Origin of the sequence: Psychroserpens luteus (genome assembly GCF_015319355.1) — a bacterium.
GTDB lineage: Bacteria > Bacteroidota > Bacteroidia > Flavobacteriales > Flavobacteriaceae > Psychroserpens > Psychroserpens luteus.
Genome location: NZ_JADILU010000001.1, coordinates 712,978 through 730,821, shown reverse-complemented (window position 1 = coordinate 730,821; position 17,844 = coordinate 712,978). Strand labels below are relative to the sequence as shown.

Sequence of the window (17,844 nt, the reverse complement as noted above, 5' to 3'; positions counted from 1 at the left end):
AATTGACAAAATATTTTGTGTAAAAATTACACAAACTTAATATCGAAGTAGAATCCGTTGTCTAATAACGCATCATATTTTTGCTTATTAAACTTGAAGAGTTTTGCTGGTCTACCACTTCTTACTTGCTGTATTTTATTGGTTTCTTCTACAAAACCAAAGCTCATTATTTTTTTCCGGAAGTTTCGTCTGTCAATATCTTGACCAAGAATAGTAGCATACAAATGTTCTAAATCTGAAAACGGGAATTCAGCACTTAGCAAATCAAAACCGATAGGTTGGTATAACAATTTTCCTTTGAGGCGCTTTTCCGCAGTATTAAAAATCGTTTTATGATCAAAGGCTAGTTTAGGCAAATCATTTACAGGAAACCATTTGGCTTCATCTGCATCTGTATCTGCCTTGATTTTAAAATGATTGGGACGCACAAGTCCAAAATAACTCACAGATACAACTCTATTTCTAGGATCGCGTTTTGGTTTTCCAAAGGTATAAAGTTGCTCCAAATAATCCATGGTCACACCTGTTTCCTCTTTAAGCTCTCGTTTTACAGCTGCCTCCAAAGATTCATGTTCTAAAACCAAACCTCCAGGTAAAGCCCAAGTGTTTTTAAAAGGATCAACACCTCGTCGAATTAATAAAACCGATAAATTTCCTTTTGATTCGTAACCAAAAACAACTGCGTCTACAGCTACTTTGATATCTTGTTGTAATGCCATTTTATTTTGTGTAGTATTGACACAAATATATAGATAATTCTAAGAGGTTGATAAAATATTATTGTTATCTAAATAAATAATTTGGAAGGAAATCTTGAAAGAGGTCTAGTTTTGCAATGGGATTAATTCAACCAATAAAACAATTTATGAGCAGCGCTCTTGTTTGTTTTAGGTCTCATTAAAAGTATTGCCCAATCCCGAACACCAATCCTTGAGTAGCACCTTCTGAAACTCCAATTCCATAATCGATTCTAAAAATAGCATTGAAGATTTTTTTATGAATAAATCGCACACCAACTCCTGGATACACTCGCACGTTTTTAGACTGGCCAAAATTCCCAAAATCACCTCCTGGTTTTCTCCAGCTTCCTGCGTCAACAAATGCATTTCCTTGGAGAACAAACCAATCTTTTTCGTAGAGTGTATGGCGATATTCGGTATTTAGAACTATGGCTGCTGTTCCGCGATCAATTGAATTTCCAACACCTCTAATATTCAAATTATTATCTACGGAAAAAGGCGCAAATGGAGTATCGTTATTTGTAGCGAGCCCTAGCCTTAAACGACTTGCCCAATTGCCTTTATTTCCGAAGCGTTTAAAATATTGGAAATCATTCCATCCAATCAAAAACGAAGGCAATTGCGCTTCATTTCTTGAGGATACATATTGAAAATTTAAAATGCTTCTAAAACCTTCTACATATTGAAAATCATAATCGAGATTATTATACTCGTAGATCAGCTTGTAAAGTAGTTTATGCACTCGTAAGTCTTGTGGTACATCTGGACTTGTTGCTCCAAATTTGTACTCATAATCTTCTGTAAAGTAATTGAGTCCAAGTTCAAAACTGTTTTTAAAATCGAGCTGAAATAAGCCTAAAACTTCAATTGACTGGTTATTATACTTATAATCTGCTGTGGTATTATCAAAAAAAACAGGCTCTTGAGTGGTCAAATCCTGATAGTTTACTGCTAATCCAAACTGTCTCGAAAATAGATATGGTGCTTTAAATTTTAGAGCGTAAGAACTGTAAATATCCTTTTGATAAAAACCTCCAAAGGTCATATTTCTTCCGAAGAGATTAAACTCATACAATCCCAAGCGATAGGCAAACTCATCATCATTAGTTGTATATACATTTGCTGATGGAATAATGGTAAAGTTTTCTTCAATATTATAAACCACATTATAGGTATTATCTAAAACAGGAAAAACTTGATAAGTTGCATTTGCGATAGATGGCAAACGTTTTAAAAGTTTAATATCTGCTTCAATTATAGTAGAATCTAATTTAGCACCAGCTTTGATATTAGATAGCTTTTTAACAAATGAGGATTTTAGCTTTTTATTACCTTGAACTTTTAAATCTGCTACAGTAGCATCTTGAGCATAAGCAAGGCTCGTTAATAAAAAGAAAAATATTGATAGAGTTTTCATGTTATGATTGTTAGACTGTTTTTGTCGTCTACATCACAAATCCTTACGGGATTAATTAAAATTAAGATTTATAAAATGATTGTATGACTGTTTCTACCGGTTTATTTTGTGGTGTAAATTGATTGTCTTGATCACCACCAACTTTATCATGTGCATGAAACCATTTCCAAACAAAACCTCCTGCAAACCAGTCTTCATCCCAAAATTCTTCAAACAAGGCTTGCGTTGTGTTAGATTGTCCTTCAAAGTTCAATGACTTTAAAGTGTGATCACTTTGCCATGGTTCTTTCCCTGTAAAATCTACACTTCTATAACCGTATTCTGTGAATAAAATAGGTTTGTCATATGTTTTAGATATTGATTTAATCACGGGCTTATGTTTTTGCCATCCAATTTTACAATCTGCAATACTTGGTGTTTGTTTTTCACTCACTGGAAAATAGGCATCAACTCCAATAAAATCTAATTCTCCCCAAAATGGTGTGCGCTTGAACTCGTCCCAATTGGCTGCATAAGTCAATTTCCCTTTATAGATGGTTTTAATTTTGGTGATTAAATCATGCCAATAGTCTGGTCGTTCTTTAACGAAATTTTCTAATTCTGTACCAATACATAAAATTTCTGCCTTAGTTTCTTGAGCTAACTCTGCATATTCTAGAATAAAACTAGAGTAAGACACTTCTAATGCTTTCCAATTCTCTTCATTGGTCATTTTTATATTACCTGTGAACTCACCATTCCAAACCCAAATTTGAGGTTTGACCATTATTTTAATATTCTTTTTTCTTAACGCTTCTATATATTGCTTACCTCCTGCTCTAGTTTCTCCAAACCATTGTCTTTCTGTATTGTGAGTAATCTCTGGATGGTCTAAATTTTTGAGGAAACCAAAAGGCATTATTGCTGCATAATTAGCACCAACATTAACTACTGGATTAGTATGTGTTTCGTTAACTATATCTCGTGATGCAACAAAACTTACGCCATTAATTTTTTCTAATGGAGGTTTTGACATCGCACAATTAGAGAGCAATAACGACACAAACAATACAACAAACAGTCTCATACCTAGTATTTAATTTTTAAATTTAAACAAAAAACCAATAGTTGGTTAAGGTTTTAACAAAACCTTCGACTGAGTTAAAATACCAAACCAAATTTATGGAGCATATCGTCATTATTGGAAACGGAATTTCTGGTGTTACTTTAGCAAGACACATTAGAAAACTCTCTGACAAAAAAATCACAATTATTTCTGCAGAAACTGATTATTTCTTCTCAAGAACAGCACTCATGTACGTTTACATGGGACATATGAAGTTTGAACACACACAACCTTATGAAAACTGGTTTTGGAAAAAAAACAGAATAGAACTCCTCAAAGCCTTTGTTAAAAATATAGATACAGACCAAAAAGTACTAGAATTTGCCGATGGTGGAAATCTTAATTACGACAAACTCGTCATTGCAACTGGAAGTAAACCAAATAAATTTGGTTGGCCAGGACAAGATTTAGATGGTGCTTTGGGCATGTATCATAAACAAGATTTAGATAATCTTGAAGCTTACGCTCCAAATAATAAGGTTTGTAATCGTGCTGTCATTGTTGGTGGTGGATTGATTGGTATTGAATTAGCTGAAATGTTGAATTCTAGAAAAATCCCTGTAACCTTTCTAGTGAGAGAATCTAGTTTCTGGAATGGTGTCTTACCTGAAGGCGAAAGCCAAATGATAAACAATCACATTAAAAATCATCATATTGATTTACGTTTATCTACGAATCTAAAGGAGATAAAAAGCGATGAGAATGGCAGAGTAAAATCGGTTATTATAGAAGAAACTGGAGAGGAAATCGCTTGTAATGTTGTTGGATTAACTGCAGGTGTAACACCAAATATTGATTTTGTAAAATCTTCAAAAATAGAGTTAGGTCGAGGAGTAAAAGTGAATCGTTACTTAGAAACTAACATTCCAGATGTGTATGCCATTGGAGATTGTGCAGAGCAACATGAAGCTATTGGAAATCGCAGACCTATTGAAGCTGTTTGGTATACAGGACGTATGATGGGAGAAACGCTCGCTCAAACTATCTGCGGAAATCGTCTCGCTTACAAACCAGGCCATTGGTTCAACTCAGCTAAGTTTTTAGATATTGAATATCAAACTTACGGTTGGGTGTTTGCACAACCAAGAGAACATGAAGCTCATTTTCACTGGAAACATCATAAAGAAGATATTTGTATTACAGTCGCTTTTAATAAAGACACTAAAGAATTTATAGGGATTAACACCTTCGGAATTAGAATGCGCCATGAAATTTTTGATAAGTGGTTAACCGAAAAACGAGATATGGAATATGTCATGAGCTATTTAAAAGATGCCAATTTTGATCCAGAATTCTATAAAGTTTATGAAGACGAAATTCTAAAACAGTACAACGATACTTTTAACACCAATCTTACATCACATAAAAAGAGTTGGAAACGCATTTTTAGCAAAGCCTAATTAAAACGTTTGATAACTTCTTTAAATTACAGAAATACATGAAAGCAATTAAAAACATAGGATTGGTTATTTTCTTAATAGGATTAGCCATTTTCACCGCTTTACCTCTTCTAGGAACCTTCAACTTAAACGAAGCTGATTTTAACAATATCGTTAAGGAGCAAAATATTAAAAGTGAGGTTTTTATAAACGATATAAAAACAAATGTCGTAGGTCAAGATTTTAAAGGCATGCAAACCTTATCACCAATAATTTCAAAAGCATTAGATAATGCCAATGAAGCACATACAAAAAACAAGGAATGGGATAAGAAAATCTACACCAAATCTAGTGATATGGCAGCTATGATTGGGAAGAAATCTGCAAATGGATTTATTGCTAATAACAAGGGATTAATGTGGTTATTAACCTTTGGTTTAGGTATCATTGGTGCATTAATGTTCATTTTACCAAATGTCATTTTACTAGGTAAAAAAGGCATCAAAAACGATGGAATATATCATGATAGTGCTACTAATCGTGGCTGGATTGGCTGGATGGTTTTTATCTTTTTAGTCTCATTTTATTTAGTCCTTTATTTTGCATCAGAATATGCTACCAATTGGACACTTCTAGTCGATCCAATTAGTGAAGCTCTAAGCGGTAATCCTGCAGGACATTGGTTTGTTTATGGTTTTATGTATTGTACAGTTATGACTGTAATGGCAGTAAGAATGTATATAAAATACCGTCATAATATTTACCAAGTATTTAGAACCACATCGGTTTTATTCTTTCAAATTGTTTTTGCTTTTATCATTCCTGAGATCATGGTAAGACTGCAAATGCCTTATTATGATTTTAAAAATGCGTTTCCTTTAGATTACGATTTCTTTTTTCAGTGGAATCTAAATTCTCTAATAGAAACTGGTGGTATAGGAATTTTTATTCTCGTTTGGGGTATTGTTCTAACCTTAATCATCGTACCAATAATGGTTTATTTCTTTGGTAAAAGATGGTACTGTTCATGGGTTTGTGGTTGTGGAGGTTTAGCAGAAACTCTTGGTGATCCTTACAGACAACATTCAGACAAATCGTTATTTGCATGGAAAGTTGAACGCTATTTAATTCATACTGTTTTACTTTTTGTTCTAGTAATGACTGCTATGACTCTGTATAGCTTTTTTAGCGATACAGGTACTGTTTTAGGTATTAAAACATCAACCGTACAGAGTATTTACAGTTTAGTGATAGGTTCTATTTTTGCAGGTGTTATTGGTACAGGTTTCTATCCTATTTTTGGAAATCGTGTGTGGTGTCGTTTTGGATGTCCGCTTGCTGCATATTTAGGATTTGTACAACGTTTTAAATCAAGATTTAGAATTACAACTAATGGTGGTCAATGTATTTCTTGTGGTAATTGCTCAACATATTGTGAACAAGGTATTGATGTAAGAGCTTATGCTCAAAAAGGAGAAAACATAGTACGATCTAGTTGCGTTGGTTGTGGTGTTTGTAGTGCTGTTTGTCCAAGAGGCGTTTTAAAATTAGAAAATGGTCCTGAGGATGGAAGAATCAATCCAACTGAAATTTTATTAGGTAATGATGTTGACTTGATGGATTTTGTGAATCAGAAATAAGTTTCACTAATTGTCTTAAATTATTTTTTTATTTCTGAAATGTGCTTCGTTCAAAATAGTCTGAAAAAGTAATAAATGGATGAGTTATAAAATTTCCGAAGAAAAAAATACAGATATCACTATAAAAAAATAATATAAAAATGCATATTGCTAGCTTTGAAACTTTTTAGCATAGAAAAACAGATTAAATTCTTTAAATGACCAAAATAAAAGTCATCATTCCAGCATATAATGAAGCAGATTCTATTGCTCATGTTATTAATGATATCCCTAAAATTGTTGATGAAATTATTGTAGTAAGCAATGATTCTAATGATGATACCGAAATCAATGCAAAAAATGCAGGAGCAACAGTACTCGTAGAAAACAACAGAGGTTATGGCTATGCGTGCTTAAAAGGCATGGATTATATTGCTAATCAAAATGAGCGACCAGATATTATTGTCTTTTTGGATGGTGATTATAGTGATTATCCTGAAGAATTGACAAAAATAATAGCTCCAATCATCAACGATGATGTTGATTTTGTAATTGGATCACGAGTAAAAGAACTCAGAGAAAAAGGATCGATGACAGTTCCTCAAATATTTGGAAACTGGCTCTCAACAACATTAATGACGATTCTATTTAGAGCAAAATTTACAGATTTAGGACCTTTTAGAGCCATCAAATACAATACCCTTCTAGAATTAAAAATGGAAGACAAAACTTATGGTTGGACAGTAGAAATGCAACTCAAAGTCTTACGTAAAAAGTTTAATTACACCGAAGTGCCTGTAAACTACCGAAATAGAATAGGTGTTTCAAAAGTTTCAGGTACGGTAAAAGGTGCTATATTTGCAGGCGTAAAAATCTTAGGTTGGATTTTTAAATACAGTTTTAAAAAATGATTCTTGAAACGACTATAATCGTTATTTACACTATTGCTATTCTGCTCATCTTCATGTATGCATTGGCACAACTTAACTTGCTTTTTAATTATTTATCATCTAAAAAAGCTAACAAAGATTGTGAGACATTTGATTTTTCTAATGCAGATGAAATCCCGTTAGTAACGATACAGCTTCCTGTATTTAATGAGATGTATGTTATGGAGCGTTTGCTTGATAATATTGCGCTTATCGATTACCCAAAAGATAAATTAGAAATTCAAGTACTTGATGATTCTACAGATGAAACGGTGAACACGACTCGTGAGCAGATAGAAAGACTTAAAAGTACTGGACTTGATATTGTTCACATTACGAGAACAGATCGTAGTGGTTTTAAAGCTGGAGCACTTAAAGAAGGGCTTAAAATTGCTAAAGGTGAGTACATTGCTATTTTTGATGCCGATTTTCTTCCGCAGAAAAACTGGTTAAAACGAACCATACTTTATTTTAAAGATCCTCAAATTGGTGTTGTACAAACACGTTGGGGACACATTAATAGAAACTACTCCTTACTCACAAAAATTCAAGCTTTTGCACTAGATGCTCATTTTACGTTAGAGCAAGTAGGACGTAACAGTAAAGGTCATTTCATCAATTTTAATGGCACAGCAGGTGTTTGGAGAAAAGAATGCATTATTGATGCTGGAAACTGGGAAGGAGACACACTTACAGAAGACTTGGACCTTAGTTATAGAGCTCAACTTAAAAACTGGAAGTTTAAGTATTTAGAAGATGTAGAAACTCCTGCAGAATTACCAGTAGTAATTAGTGCTGCTCGTTCTCAACAGTTTAGATGGAATAAAGGTGGTGCAGAAAACTTTAGAAAAATGTTTTCTCGTGTTATCAAATCTAAAAACATCTCTGCCAAAACTAAAGTACATGGTCTACTTCATTTACTAAACAGTACCATGTTTTTAAATGTATTTATTGTTGCTGTTTTGAGTATTCCAATGTTGTACATCAAAAATGAATATGAACACCTGAGATTCTACTTTTACTTTATGAGTTTCTTTGTAATGAGTACAGTGATTTTCTTTGTTTGCTATTGGTTTATGTACAAAGAAATTTATGGTGGCGGATTCAAAAAATTCTTTAGCTACATTGCTATGTTTTTTACTTTTTTCTCAATAGCCATGGGCTTTTCACTACACAATTCAATTGCTGTTTTAGAAGGTCATGCTGGTAAACGTAGTGAATTTATACGCACACCAAAATTCAATATCAGCACTCTTAAAGATTCTTGGAAAGGCAATAAATATTTAAAGAAAAAATTATCTCCTCATGTTATTTTAGAAGGCATTCTCATGCTTTATTTTGCATTTGGTTTATATAGTGCTTTCGTGGTTGGAGATCAAGGTGGTGATTTTGGATTATTCCCATTTCACTTGATGCTTTTTATTGGTTTTGGCTATGTATTTTTTAAATCTATAACGTCTAAGGTTTGATCCCATTCTGGAAACTTAACAAAGTTCCTTTACTGCTTACATTTGTTAGCTTTTTTCTCTATTGGCTTTTTGCTTACGATTTAATACGAACCGAGTATACTAAACTTATTATACTATACTGTTCGGTTTGGGTTGTCTTTATTTTATTGCTGAAATACGCCAAAAACAACATCAAGTTTTTAACTGCAATTGCATTTATATCTAGAGTAATTTTCATTTTAGCAATCCCGAATTTATCACAGGATTTCTATCGTTTTATTTGGGATGGACAAATGTTATCAATGGGATTTAACCCTTATCTAACCACTCCAGATTACCAAATGAGTTTAGGTGGGCTTTCTGGATTTCCTAATCAAGTTGAATTATATAATGGAATGGGAGCTCTAAATGCAAGTCATTTTACGAACTATCCACCAATAAATCAATTATGCTTTTTTATAGGTAATCTTTTTCCCGGAAACAGTATTTTAAGTTCTGTGATTGGTTTTAAACTTATCATCATAGCTGCAGATTTTGGAACTTTTTTCTTCGGAAAGCGATTGCTAGAAAGACTAAATATTCCTGTAAAGAACATATTTTGGTATCTCCTCAACCCTTTTATTATTATTGAATTGACTGGGAATCTTCATTTTGAAGGTGTCATGATTTTCTTTTTAGTGTGGAGTTTATATCTCTTACATAGTGGCAAATGGAAATGGGCTGCAGTTGTTTTTGCCTTGTCTATTTCTGTTAAGTTGATACCGCTTTTATTTTTACCTTTAATGTTTTGGTGGTTCGTTTCGACCTCTAAAAATGAATCTAATCATGGAAACAAAAAGTGGATTCCTGCCTTCGCAGGAATGACAAAGTTAATTTCATTTTATGCAATCATAGGTATTACCACAATCCTATTATTCGCACCCTTTTTCTCTTCGGAATTTGTGGATAACTACTCTCAAACCGTGGCTCTTTGGTTTAATAATTTTGAGTTTAATGCTAGCATATATTATTTGGCTCGTGAAATTGGTTATTGGTTTACAGGTTATAATGAGATTGCAGTGATTGGAAAAATCTTGCCTATTTTGGTGTTTTTGTTTGTTTTGGGATTGACGTTCTTCCGAAGAAAAATAGATACTAAAATATTGATTGCTCACATGCTTTTTGCCTTCTCCTTTTATCTGTTTTTAAGCACTACTGTTCATCCTTGGTATATTGCAACACTTTTAATTTTGAGTGTGTTTACAAACTATAAATTCCCTTTGGTTTGGAGTTTCGTTATTATTTTAAGCTACTTGGCTTATATCAATCTTAATACTGCAGATAAATCTGAAAATTTATGGATTATTGCTTTAGAGTATGTGATTGTTTATGGTGTTTTTATTTGGGAAGTGTTCTTTTTGAGACGATTTCCGAAGTATAAAAAAACGATTTAAAACCACGTTAATTACTCAGCAATATCTTCAATAGATGGCGCTTTCCACTTTGTAGTACCTACTTTATTAGAATTGGCAATATCGGTTGCTTTTGCATTTCGCTTTTTATCATAAATCATAGCTCCTGTCATTATTAGACTGGTACCTATGATAACAAAAAGAAGAATTCCAGGTTCAAAACTTGCTATTTCTGCTTCTTTAGGAATTGCATAAAACAATAATACTGTGATCAATCCTCTTGGTGCTATAAACAATTGTGGCAAAATATCTGTACCTATAAAAACACGTAAGATGACAAAACGAATAGCATAAATAGATGCTATAATTAACATACTAATCAATGCCACATCTACATTAAATAATGATCCTACAGCGATTGTTAAACCAAATATTACAAAGAAAAATGTACGTACAACAAATGCAGTTTCTAAAGTGATAATGTGTAATTCGTGATAAATTTGATGGGCTTTTTTAAATTCTAGAAACTTGCTAAGTTTTCCTGCAAAAAACACTTTCATATTTGCAATCACCAATCCAAAGATTAGAATTATTATCAAAGAAGATAAGTGCATTTTTTTACCTAAAGCATACAATAAGAGTAATACTGCTATCAATAAAAAGAGCTTTGCTTGACTCTTAATTTTTTGAAAAATTAAAATTATAGCATAACTGGCGACTAAAGAAATAACAATAGTTAAAAGGATATTACCAGTAAAACCTATAACTCCAGAATCTTCTGAAGGGTTTAATTTTCCTATTAAAAAATAGAACATCATAATACCCATAATATCTGAAAACGTACTTTCGTAAATATGAAACTCTTTCTTCTTATCATTTAAAGCACTCACACTTGGGATGATAATTGCACTTGACAAAATAGATAAAGGTGTTGCATATAACCATGCAGATTGCATTGTCATTTCTGGGATTAATTCATACAAGATTATTGCAGCAACCCATGCAGAAGCGATTAAACCAATTAAGGCAATTGCCATAGATTTTAGAATTGGCACCAATTTTTCTCGCTTTAACTCTAATTCTAAAGCAGCTTCAAGGACAATCATAATCAAACCTACAATACCTAAAACCTCTAAAATAGGGAAAAAATTAATTTTATCTTCAGAAAAATAACTAAGTGCATATTGCAATCCTACACCCAAAATAATGAGCATCAAAACTGATGGAATATTGGTTTTTTTTGATATCCCGTTAAACACAAAAGACAGTATAATTATTACAGATACTTCTATTATGAGGTTATATGATGATAAAATTTCCATGTTATTGTTTATTTGGTTAGGCTAGCGTTAAATTTATATTGCTCTAAATATGAAATTAAAGCTTCAATTTTAGCACCTTTTTCTAAAGTTAGATTGAGTTGGAGTTTGTTAGTAGCAGGTAACTTTTTAAGTGACGGTTTCTGCGAGAAGTCTACTAAAGGATTATCAAAAAGCAAATCTAGAATAGTAGTGATTTCTTCGGTATCATGAATGTATAATGTTTTTCGCATTGCCTTTTCATCATGCTGACTTACACTAAATCCATTTTTATCAATATAGGTGTAGTTAACAAAACGGTCACCTTCTGTTTCATTTATAATAAATCCAAAATGCAAAAACTTACTTACGCGACCATTAAATTCACCTGTAGAGATATTAGAGCCTAAATACACTAGTGGGTTAATTTTAAATAGAACTCCATTTAAATAGCTCTTAATATAATTAAAAGCGACAATGATAAGCAGTAAAAACAAAATACCATGTACTCTATAATTTATAGTTACAAAACTTAGCAGGATTATTAAAATTGCAATTGGTTTATAAATTTCTAAAACACGATTGACAATATTTGTAATCTTATCAACCATTGATTTTCTATTAAAAATTTGAGGAACAAATTTTCTAAAAAGGCTAATAAACACATACAAAATAATGAGAATGCCATTAATCTTAAAAAATTCTAACCAAGAAATAGATGTTTCTAACATAATTAATTTGAATGCTCTTTATTGATTATACGACTTATATTATTTACTACAACTGGATTTATAAACAAGGTGCCATCTGGATCTCTTAGTAATATCTTTACATTTACCAAACGTCTAATTGCAGATTTATAATCCTGATCAAACGCATTTGACACAACACGTTTTAAACCGTATTCGGTAATATTTTTAAATATTAGAGCTTGTTTTAAAATAATAAGTTCTGATTTGGTAAAAAAGTCTACAAATTCTAAATACGATTCTTTAAACACTACTTTTTCATCATCTTGAACAAAGGTATTGTAGGTCCAGGATTGCAAAGTATCGCCAAAGTTATAATGCTTTATTTTAGACATTTTAGCAGCTAAAAGCATTACTTTTTGAGGTGTTATTGGTTCTAATTTTTCATCAACCAATTCTCTATGAGCAGCACCATGTCTTAACAAAATAGCTTGTGAAATTTCATTTTTATCTGCTTGATTTAAATCTAATACATGACTAAAAGCATTAGAAAAATTTAGACGTTGATCCAAATGATCTTTCATCATAATTGATGTTGAAATCATGACAAAAACATCATCAGACTCTGTTTCAATAAAATTTATAAGCGAACGGATATTACTCAATAAGCTATGTTCTTTATCTCTCCATAGCTCAATATCATCAATTATTAAAGCTGGCTTTGTACTTTCTATATTGTTGTTTTTCACATATTGTAATGCTTCTTTCAAATCATAGGTTACCGTGAATTTTCGTCCGTCAATAGTTGCAGTACTATTTGGCTTTAATATCACTGTATGTTTACCAAAACGCTTTTTTGAACTATAGTTTAAAAATGTACTTCGCCCAGAGAGCCTATTACCAATAACTAAAACAGATTTATTAAACCCTTTCTGCCATTGATTGACAATTGTTTCTAATTTTTCTTCTTGGAGTTGTCTAGACACTAAAAACAAGTCACCAATAAAATTTTTATTCAGAAACAAAGAGTCATAATGTTGACTGTCATCTTTATGCATACGATGCGCCATACATTGAGTTGAAATCTCCAGGTTTGATAGGGATTCATAGCTTTTTGATTTCTCATATTTTGAATTGAAAAAGGACAAACTACTATTCCATTTCTCCATTAAAGTTTTAAGAATTGTATTACCCTCAATTGATAAAGACGAGTTAAGAGGAACTTCTATAAATGGCTTATTCTTAAAAGCATTAGACACTATAAGTTCATTATTAACTTCTTCATGTAGTTTTTTAGCAATACTTTTTGCTTGTAACTTTACATCTTCTACATTTTCCTGCAAATGTGATAACGATGTTACAACATTATCAAAATGATTGTTAGTATCATTACTTTTTGTAAGTTGAATGGTGTTTTTAAGATTAAGTAAGTTAACATTATATAGACTCAATAGATTTGTTTCTAACCCTTCTAAATCCATAAAACCAGGTAAGATTTGATAATCGAACCATTTATTGGTACGTTTATTAAAATCAATTTCCCGCATCATTATCAATCCTTCCTGAGTCTTGATAGGTACCTCAATTTTTTTAAGGTCAGCAATATGGTTATTAATTGCTTCAGAAAACGTTTGATGATTATTCTCTAAACTAAACTTTTGGTTATTTAACCGATCTTCAACATGAACTAAAAACTCTTTAAAGGTTGTACTTTCTTTTGCCTTAATTGCTAAAAAATTAATGCTTTCAAATATTTTTTCCTGAAAAACATCATGCTTTTTATTGACATCTTTAACGACATCTTTTAATTTATTAAATATGGAACTCGCTTCTAATAATTCTTTTTTACGACTCTCAAGCATCACTAATTGCTCTTGGATTGTTTGAAGTTGAACTTTATAAATATCCCAAGGATCTTTTTGAAGCGACTGTATTTTCAATATTTTTTTTTGAAAATTCTTGTCTTTACTATTTCGAGATTGAGCTTGCTGCATTGCACTAATAAATGTTTCTAATGCATTTAAAACAAGAGTCTTTGAACTCAAGAAATGAGTTTCTAATTTTCGACTAGAAATCTGTAAATCAGCTTCATAAACATCACCTTTAACTAGCTCTAAATATACATCACGATGTAAAATTGTGAGATCTTTAAATTGTTGAGATAATTCATAATGTATCATATATACATCAACAGATGCTAAATGATCTTCATTAATCTCATCTCCTAAAGTTACATATTCACTAATAAGCGTATCATAATCTTTAGAAATTGACAATTTTAAAGCCTGTCTATTTTCAAGTTTGGAAATAGCTTCTTTGTATGACTCGCAGTATGTTTCAAAACTATTTATAGTAGCTGTTTTTGGTTCTTCTAACACATTATCATTTATTAAAAAAATTTCCTTAAAAGATAGTTATTATTATTTCATTACTAATCGGGAATAACAAAAAGATTTATTGTTATTTAGAAATCAATATTCAATTTGAGACTCAAATGGTAGAGACCATTTTGAAGATCTACCAATAGCAGGTGCGATTGTTGCAAAAACTTTTAATTTTTTTGAAAAATGAGAACTCGTATTACTTTGCTTCCCAAGTTTTAAACGCATAGCTGTTTTTATTGAAACTCTTTTTTTATCTGCTGTAACACTTACGTTTGCTACTCCTAAATAATCATCTTTTCTATCTAATGCAATTGACAACACTTCTACATCATCCCAATTAGGAATAACAAGTGGAGCATCTACATCACCATGAATATCGTAAACAAAAAGATGTAGATAGTACTCCATTTTTAATTTAATATCTAAATCGTGAAACTCAACTTCGGTTAAAATGGTTAAGTCATTATCGTCATCATTGATAATGATAACTTCTGGTATAGACTGCAAACTAACATTTAAAATTTTAGCCATAATTTATTATTAATTCCGTTATTCTTATTTTTCTGATGAGATTAATTTTCGTTTCATTGTAACTAATACACCTACCATAACTCCAAACACAAAACTACCTAAGATGATTAATACTCTAGACATTGATAGTTTCCAAAACAGAAACTTAACATCTGTTACTTCCACATTTTGTATTGAAAAGACAACAATTACAGTTGCAAAAATTATTGCTATTATTAATTTTAATTTCATCTTATTTCTTAATAATTTGTGATTTATCATTAAGCCCTTCTACTGTAATATGAGGTGTACCATAAACATAGATATAGCTTTTACCTTTAGCATAAATATTAAGTTCTTTACTTACATATAAATAAATATCAGATGAATTTGAAGCATTTAAACTAGCATTAGTAACCTTCAAATCTTTAGCTTTTATATCTGTTGAGCCTGTTGTTATTAGATTTAGTTGATCAGCATTACCTTCAATGTTTATGTCTGCCTTTTTATTTATAATCATTTTTAAATCTTCTATTGATAGACTTCCTTTGAGATATGCGTTATCATTTAAAGTTATTATAGATTCATAGCTTTTAAGCTGAAGTTTACCTTTTGAATTATTATTAATATTAATTACCGTTTTTTTAGAATTAACATCCAATTCAAAATCACTACCATCAAATACATTTAACATTAATGTATCTAATAAGAACTTATTTTGCCCCTCAATTTTAGAACCTTGTCTTAATGTTAATTTTTTAATCTTATCAAAAGTCACAGATATCTCTAGTTTTTTACTAGACGTAATTCTTTTCGTTTGATATATTTTTAAAACACTGTCAATGACTTCAAATTTTATAACATCTACTAAATTAGAATCTGTTTTTAAAGAATAGCTATTAGAGCTGGTTTGCATTAATAACACATCGAACCCATCATTAATTTCAATTTCATTAAAGGCTTCTAAATTTTCAAAGACATCAACAGTTTCCTTATTTCCTTTAATTTTTTCTTTTTTTTGAGCCATTACCGGTAGCATAAAAAGAGTTAATCCCAATACTGTAATTAATTTATGAATTTTCATTTTTTGAATTATTATTTTTATTATTATTTTTTTTATTATCCTCTGTAATATTGAAAAGATCAATCAAAGCAGAACCATAATTAACAGTAAAAAGTGTTGTTAAGTCTCGTAAAAGTTCAATGCTTTCTACACCATCCATCACTTTTTTCTTAAGTTTTTCCGAAGCTTCAACAGGTGGCTGACCTAGGTTTTTAAAAGGGTTTTTATTCTGCATTTTATAATGTATTATAAGCTTGAATTAATCTTGATTTTGCACGTTTCAATCGCATTTTTATAGCACTTTCACCTAAATCAAAAATGATTTGAAGTTCTTTAATGGATAAATCGTCTTGATACTTTAATAACACAATCATTTTATCTTCTGGAGTAATTATCTCAAGCGCCTTTTCTAGTTGTTGTTCTTTTAATTGAAAGAGGCTGTTATCATCAACATCTATAAGTAATTCATTAGCATCTGTAAGCTCAACAGAGGCTCTGCTCATTTTTCTATTCTTATCCCTATTTACGTAATTGACACAAAAATTATAGGTTAAAACAAATAACCATTGTCTAAAACTTATATGTGATTTAAACGTGTGAAGTTTAGTGTAAGCATGTATAAATACGTCTTGAGTTAAATCTTCTGCCTCTTGAATTGACTTACAAAATCCAAGGCATTTATTTAAAACCTTATTGACATATCTGTCATAAAGCTCTCCAAAATATTGAGTGTTCTTTTTGCTTTTAATAATATCAACAATTTCCACATCTGTGAGATTCTTGATATCTGTTATCGTTTTCAATTTAGTAGTTGTTAGTACTATTAAAACACCAACTCATCAAAAAAGTCACACTTTAATGATAAATAATTTACAAAAAATGTTAAATAGAGTGAGGAACGTCATTTGTAATCACAAAAAAGCCAGCTCGAATGAGCTGGCTAAATCATAATTTGGTAAAAAAATTATAGTTTTTTTAAGGCTACAATTGTGTAAACTTCTATTTCATCTTCGTATCCATCTTCATCTTTTTCCGTTACTATCTCAGTGCTGTAAGTAACTGAAAATTTTGAACCTATTAATTTATCATTCTTTAAATCAAACGATTTCAATAACGATTCATCAATATTTTGAAGTGTCATAGTATATTCATCTCCATCCTCATTAGTTTCGATGAAATTGTAACCATAATCTTCGTGTCCATCATAAACACCTTCAAAAGTTGTTGTGTCTTGTAATGTATTTGCAGATGTTAACACAAATAAAAATACACCCAATAAGCCTGTAAATAAAACTGATTTTATTTTCATGATAATAAAATTTAAGCGTTGAAAATTAATTTATTTTCTTCGGAAATTTGCCACTACAAGTCCGAGAGCGCTTTTAGTAATTTCATCTTATGAATTACACGTGGAATATCATATATACGTATTATACAGCTATTTAGATCAAATGAGTTTTAAAAAAGATGGTTTTAATTAATTACTTATTGAAAATTTAAATATAATTTTGATTAGTCCTCGTCAAAATCTGGATCTTCTTCCGAAGGTTCTAAACCTGGGTCTGTGACCGCATCTGGATCATCATCCTCAAAATCCTCATAGTCATCTTCGTCATAATTTTCCATTGTCATTTCGAGTTTTGTACTCACTTTGACTAGATATTTAGTATCTTCTGTTATGACCTCTACTGCTTCTATTTTTTCATTCTTAGCATTTTTGAATGAGATGACATTATCATCATCATATCCATCAGGATACTTTTGCACTAATAAAGCTAAAATTTCTGGTGTTAACTTTTTGAAGTCAACAATAACACGTTTTAAATTTTGATCGTTACGTTTCATTATTTTTATATAATAATTGGAGCTAAT

At 31.0% G+C, this 17,844-nt stretch carries 18 protein-coding genes; 5 read left to right on the top strand and 13 right to left on the bottom strand.

What is annotated here, in order from left to right:
- Positions 1 to 26: 26 nt before the first annotated feature.
- The 3 genes from IM744_RS03220 to IM744_RS03210 all read right to left on the bottom strand — a co-directional run bounded on the left by IM744_RS03220 (position 27) and on the right by IM744_RS03210 (position 3,223).
- The gene (locus IM744_RS03220; protein ID WP_194506643.1) at positions 27 to 719 is read right to left on the bottom strand and encodes an NUDIX hydrolase; all 693 of its coding nucleotides are present in this window, start codon (positions 717 to 719) and stop codon (positions 27 to 29) included.
- 178 nt (positions 720 to 897) lie between these two features.
- Positions 898 to 2,157 (bottom strand): POTRA domain-containing protein, encoded by a 1,260-nt coding sequence (locus tag IM744_RS03215; protein WP_194506642.1) that lies wholly within the window; start codon positions 2,155 to 2,157, stop codon positions 898 to 900.
- A 61-nt stretch (positions 2,158 to 2,218) separates the two neighbouring features.
- The gene (locus IM744_RS03210; protein WP_194506641.1) at positions 2,219 to 3,223 is read right to left on the bottom strand and encodes a glycoside hydrolase family 113; all 1,005 of its coding nucleotides are present in this window, start codon (positions 3,221 to 3,223) and stop codon (positions 2,219 to 2,221) included.
- Positions 3,224 to 3,318: 95 nt separating this feature from the next.
- On the opposite strand from IM744_RS03210, the gene IM744_RS03205 reads away from it, so the two are divergent.
- From IM744_RS03205 to IM744_RS03185, 5 genes are all read left to right on the top strand, one after another.
- On the top strand, positions 3,319 to 4,662 hold the full coding sequence (locus tag IM744_RS03205; RefSeq protein WP_194506640.1) for an NAD(P)/FAD-dependent oxidoreductase: 1,344 nt from the start codon (positions 3,319 to 3,321) through the stop codon (positions 4,660 to 4,662).
- Positions 4,663 to 4,700: 38 nt separating this feature from the next.
- Positions 4,701 to 6,281 (top strand): 4Fe-4S binding protein, encoded by a 1,581-nt coding sequence (locus IM744_RS03200; RefSeq protein WP_194506639.1) that lies wholly within the window; start codon positions 4,701 to 4,703, stop codon positions 6,279 to 6,281.
- Positions 6,282 to 6,478: 197 nt separating this feature from the next.
- Positions 6,479 to 7,171: a glycosyltransferase family 2 protein gene (locus IM744_RS03195; RefSeq protein ID WP_194506638.1), complete on the top strand. Its 693-nt coding sequence runs from the start codon at positions 6,479 to 6,481 to the stop codon at positions 7,169 to 7,171.
- Positions 7,168 to 8,658: a cellulose synthase family protein gene (locus IM744_RS03190; protein WP_194506637.1), complete on the top strand. Its 1,491-nt coding sequence runs from the start codon at positions 7,168 to 7,170 to the stop codon at positions 8,656 to 8,658. Before IM744_RS03195 ends, IM744_RS03190 begins: the two co-directional genes overlap by 4 nt.
- Entirely contained in the window at positions 8,655 to 10,070 is a 1,416-nt protein-coding gene (locus IM744_RS03185; RefSeq protein WP_206694455.1) for a glycosyltransferase family 58 protein, read from the top strand. Before IM744_RS03190 ends, IM744_RS03185 begins: the two co-directional genes overlap by 4 nt.
- A gap of 11 nt (positions 10,071 to 10,081) precedes the next feature.
- Here the strand turns inward: IM744_RS03185 and IM744_RS03180 are convergent, their stop codons facing one another.
- From IM744_RS03180 to IM744_RS03135, 10 genes are all read right to left on the bottom strand, one after another.
- Positions 10,082 to 11,350 carry a cation:proton antiporter domain-containing protein gene (locus tag IM744_RS03180; protein WP_194506636.1) on the bottom strand — a complete coding sequence of 423 codons (1,269 nt, stop codon included), beginning with the start codon at positions 11,348 to 11,350 and terminating at the stop codon, positions 10,082 to 10,084.
- 8 nt (positions 11,351 to 11,358) lie between these two features.
- Complete coding sequence (locus IM744_RS03175; protein WP_194506635.1) at positions 11,359 to 12,057, bottom strand: hypothetical protein; 699 nt, start codon at positions 12,055 to 12,057, stop codon at positions 11,359 to 11,361.
- A 2-nt stretch (positions 12,058 to 12,059) separates the two neighbouring features.
- Entirely contained in the window at positions 12,060 to 14,393 is a 2,334-nt protein-coding gene (locus IM744_RS03170; RefSeq protein WP_194506634.1) for a hypothetical protein, read from the bottom strand.
- 93 nt (positions 14,394 to 14,486) lie between these two features.
- Positions 14,487 to 14,930 carry a hypothetical protein gene (locus tag IM744_RS03165; RefSeq protein WP_194506633.1) on the bottom strand — a complete coding sequence of 148 codons (444 nt, stop codon included), beginning with the start codon at positions 14,928 to 14,930 and terminating at the stop codon, positions 14,487 to 14,489.
- 24 nt (positions 14,931 to 14,954) lie between these two features.
- On the bottom strand, positions 14,955 to 15,161 hold the full coding sequence (locus IM744_RS03160) for a lipopolysaccharide assembly protein LapA domain-containing protein (protein ID WP_194506632.1): 207 nt from the start codon (positions 15,159 to 15,161) through the stop codon (positions 14,955 to 14,957).
- Position 15,162: 1 nt separating this feature from the next.
- Positions 15,163 to 15,993: a head GIN domain-containing protein gene (locus tag IM744_RS03155; protein WP_194506631.1), complete on the bottom strand. Its 831-nt coding sequence runs from the start codon at positions 15,991 to 15,993 to the stop codon at positions 15,163 to 15,165.
- Entirely contained in the window at positions 15,980 to 16,207 is a 228-nt protein-coding gene (locus IM744_RS03150; RefSeq protein ID WP_194506630.1) for a hypothetical protein, read from the bottom strand. Before IM744_RS03150 ends, IM744_RS03155 begins: the two co-directional genes overlap by 14 nt.
- Position 16,208: 1 nt before the next feature.
- On the bottom strand, positions 16,209 to 16,775 hold the full coding sequence (locus IM744_RS03145; RefSeq protein ID WP_194506629.1) for an RNA polymerase sigma factor: 567 nt from the start codon (positions 16,773 to 16,775) through the stop codon (positions 16,209 to 16,211).
- A gap of 161 nt (positions 16,776 to 16,936) precedes the next feature.
- Complete coding sequence (locus tag IM744_RS03140; RefSeq protein ID WP_194506628.1) at positions 16,937 to 17,281, bottom strand: hypothetical protein; 345 nt, start codon at positions 17,279 to 17,281, stop codon at positions 16,937 to 16,939.
- A gap of 203 nt (positions 17,282 to 17,484) precedes the next feature.
- Entirely contained in the window at positions 17,485 to 17,817 is a 333-nt protein-coding gene (locus IM744_RS03135; protein ID WP_194506627.1) for a hypothetical protein, read from the bottom strand.
- Between the last annotated feature and the right edge of the window lie 27 nt (positions 17,818 to 17,844).

Bases quoted from the DNA above. Each gene is read 5' to 3' on its own strand.
- IM744_RS03215 (WP_194506642.1), bottom strand. From the start codon at position 2,157: ATGAAAACTCTATCAATATTTTTCTTTTTATTAACGAGCCTTGCTTAT.
- IM744_RS03135 (WP_194506627.1), bottom strand. From the start codon at position 17,817: ATGAAACGTAACGATCAAAATTTAAAACGTGTTATTGTTGACTTCAAA.
- IM744_RS03155 (WP_194506631.1), bottom strand. From the start codon at position 15,993: ATGAAAATTCATAAATTAATTACAGTATTGGGATTAACTCTTTTTATG.
- IM744_RS03175 (WP_194506635.1), bottom strand. From the start codon at position 12,057: ATGTTAGAAACATCTATTTCTTGGTTAGAATTTTTTAAGATTAATGGC.
- IM744_RS03165 (WP_194506633.1), bottom strand. From the start codon at position 14,930: ATGGCTAAAATTTTAAATGTTAGTTTGCAGTCTATACCAGAAGTTATC.
- IM744_RS03195 (WP_194506638.1), top strand. From the start codon at position 6,479: ATGACCAAAATAAAAGTCATCATTCCAGCATATAATGAAGCAGATTCT.
- IM744_RS03140 (WP_194506628.1), bottom strand. From the start codon at position 17,281: ATGAAAATAAAATCAGTTTTATTTACAGGCTTATTGGGTGTATTTTTA.
- IM744_RS03205 (WP_194506640.1), top strand. From the start codon at position 3,319: ATGGAGCATATCGTCATTATTGGAAACGGAATTTCTGGTGTTACTTTA.
- IM744_RS03180 (WP_194506636.1), bottom strand. From the start codon at position 11,350: ATGGAAATTTTATCATCATATAACCTCATAATAGAAGTATCTGTAATA.
- IM744_RS03210 (WP_194506641.1), bottom strand. From the start codon at position 3,223: ATGAGACTGTTTGTTGTATTGTTTGTGTCGTTATTGCTCTCTAATTGT.
- IM744_RS03160 (WP_194506632.1), bottom strand. From the start codon at position 15,161: ATGAAATTAAAATTAATAATAGCAATAATTTTTGCAACTGTAATTGTT.
- IM744_RS03220 (WP_194506643.1), bottom strand. From the start codon at position 719: ATGGCATTACAACAAGATATCAAAGTAGCTGTAGACGCAGTTGTTTTT.
- IM744_RS03200 (WP_194506639.1), top strand. From the start codon at position 4,701: ATGAAAGCAATTAAAAACATAGGATTGGTTATTTTCTTAATAGGATTA.
- IM744_RS03190 (WP_194506637.1), top strand. From the start codon at position 7,168: ATGATTCTTGAAACGACTATAATCGTTATTTACACTATTGCTATTCTG.
- IM744_RS03150 (WP_194506630.1), bottom strand. From the start codon at position 16,207: ATGCAGAATAAAAACCCTTTTAAAAACCTAGGTCAGCCACCTGTTGAA.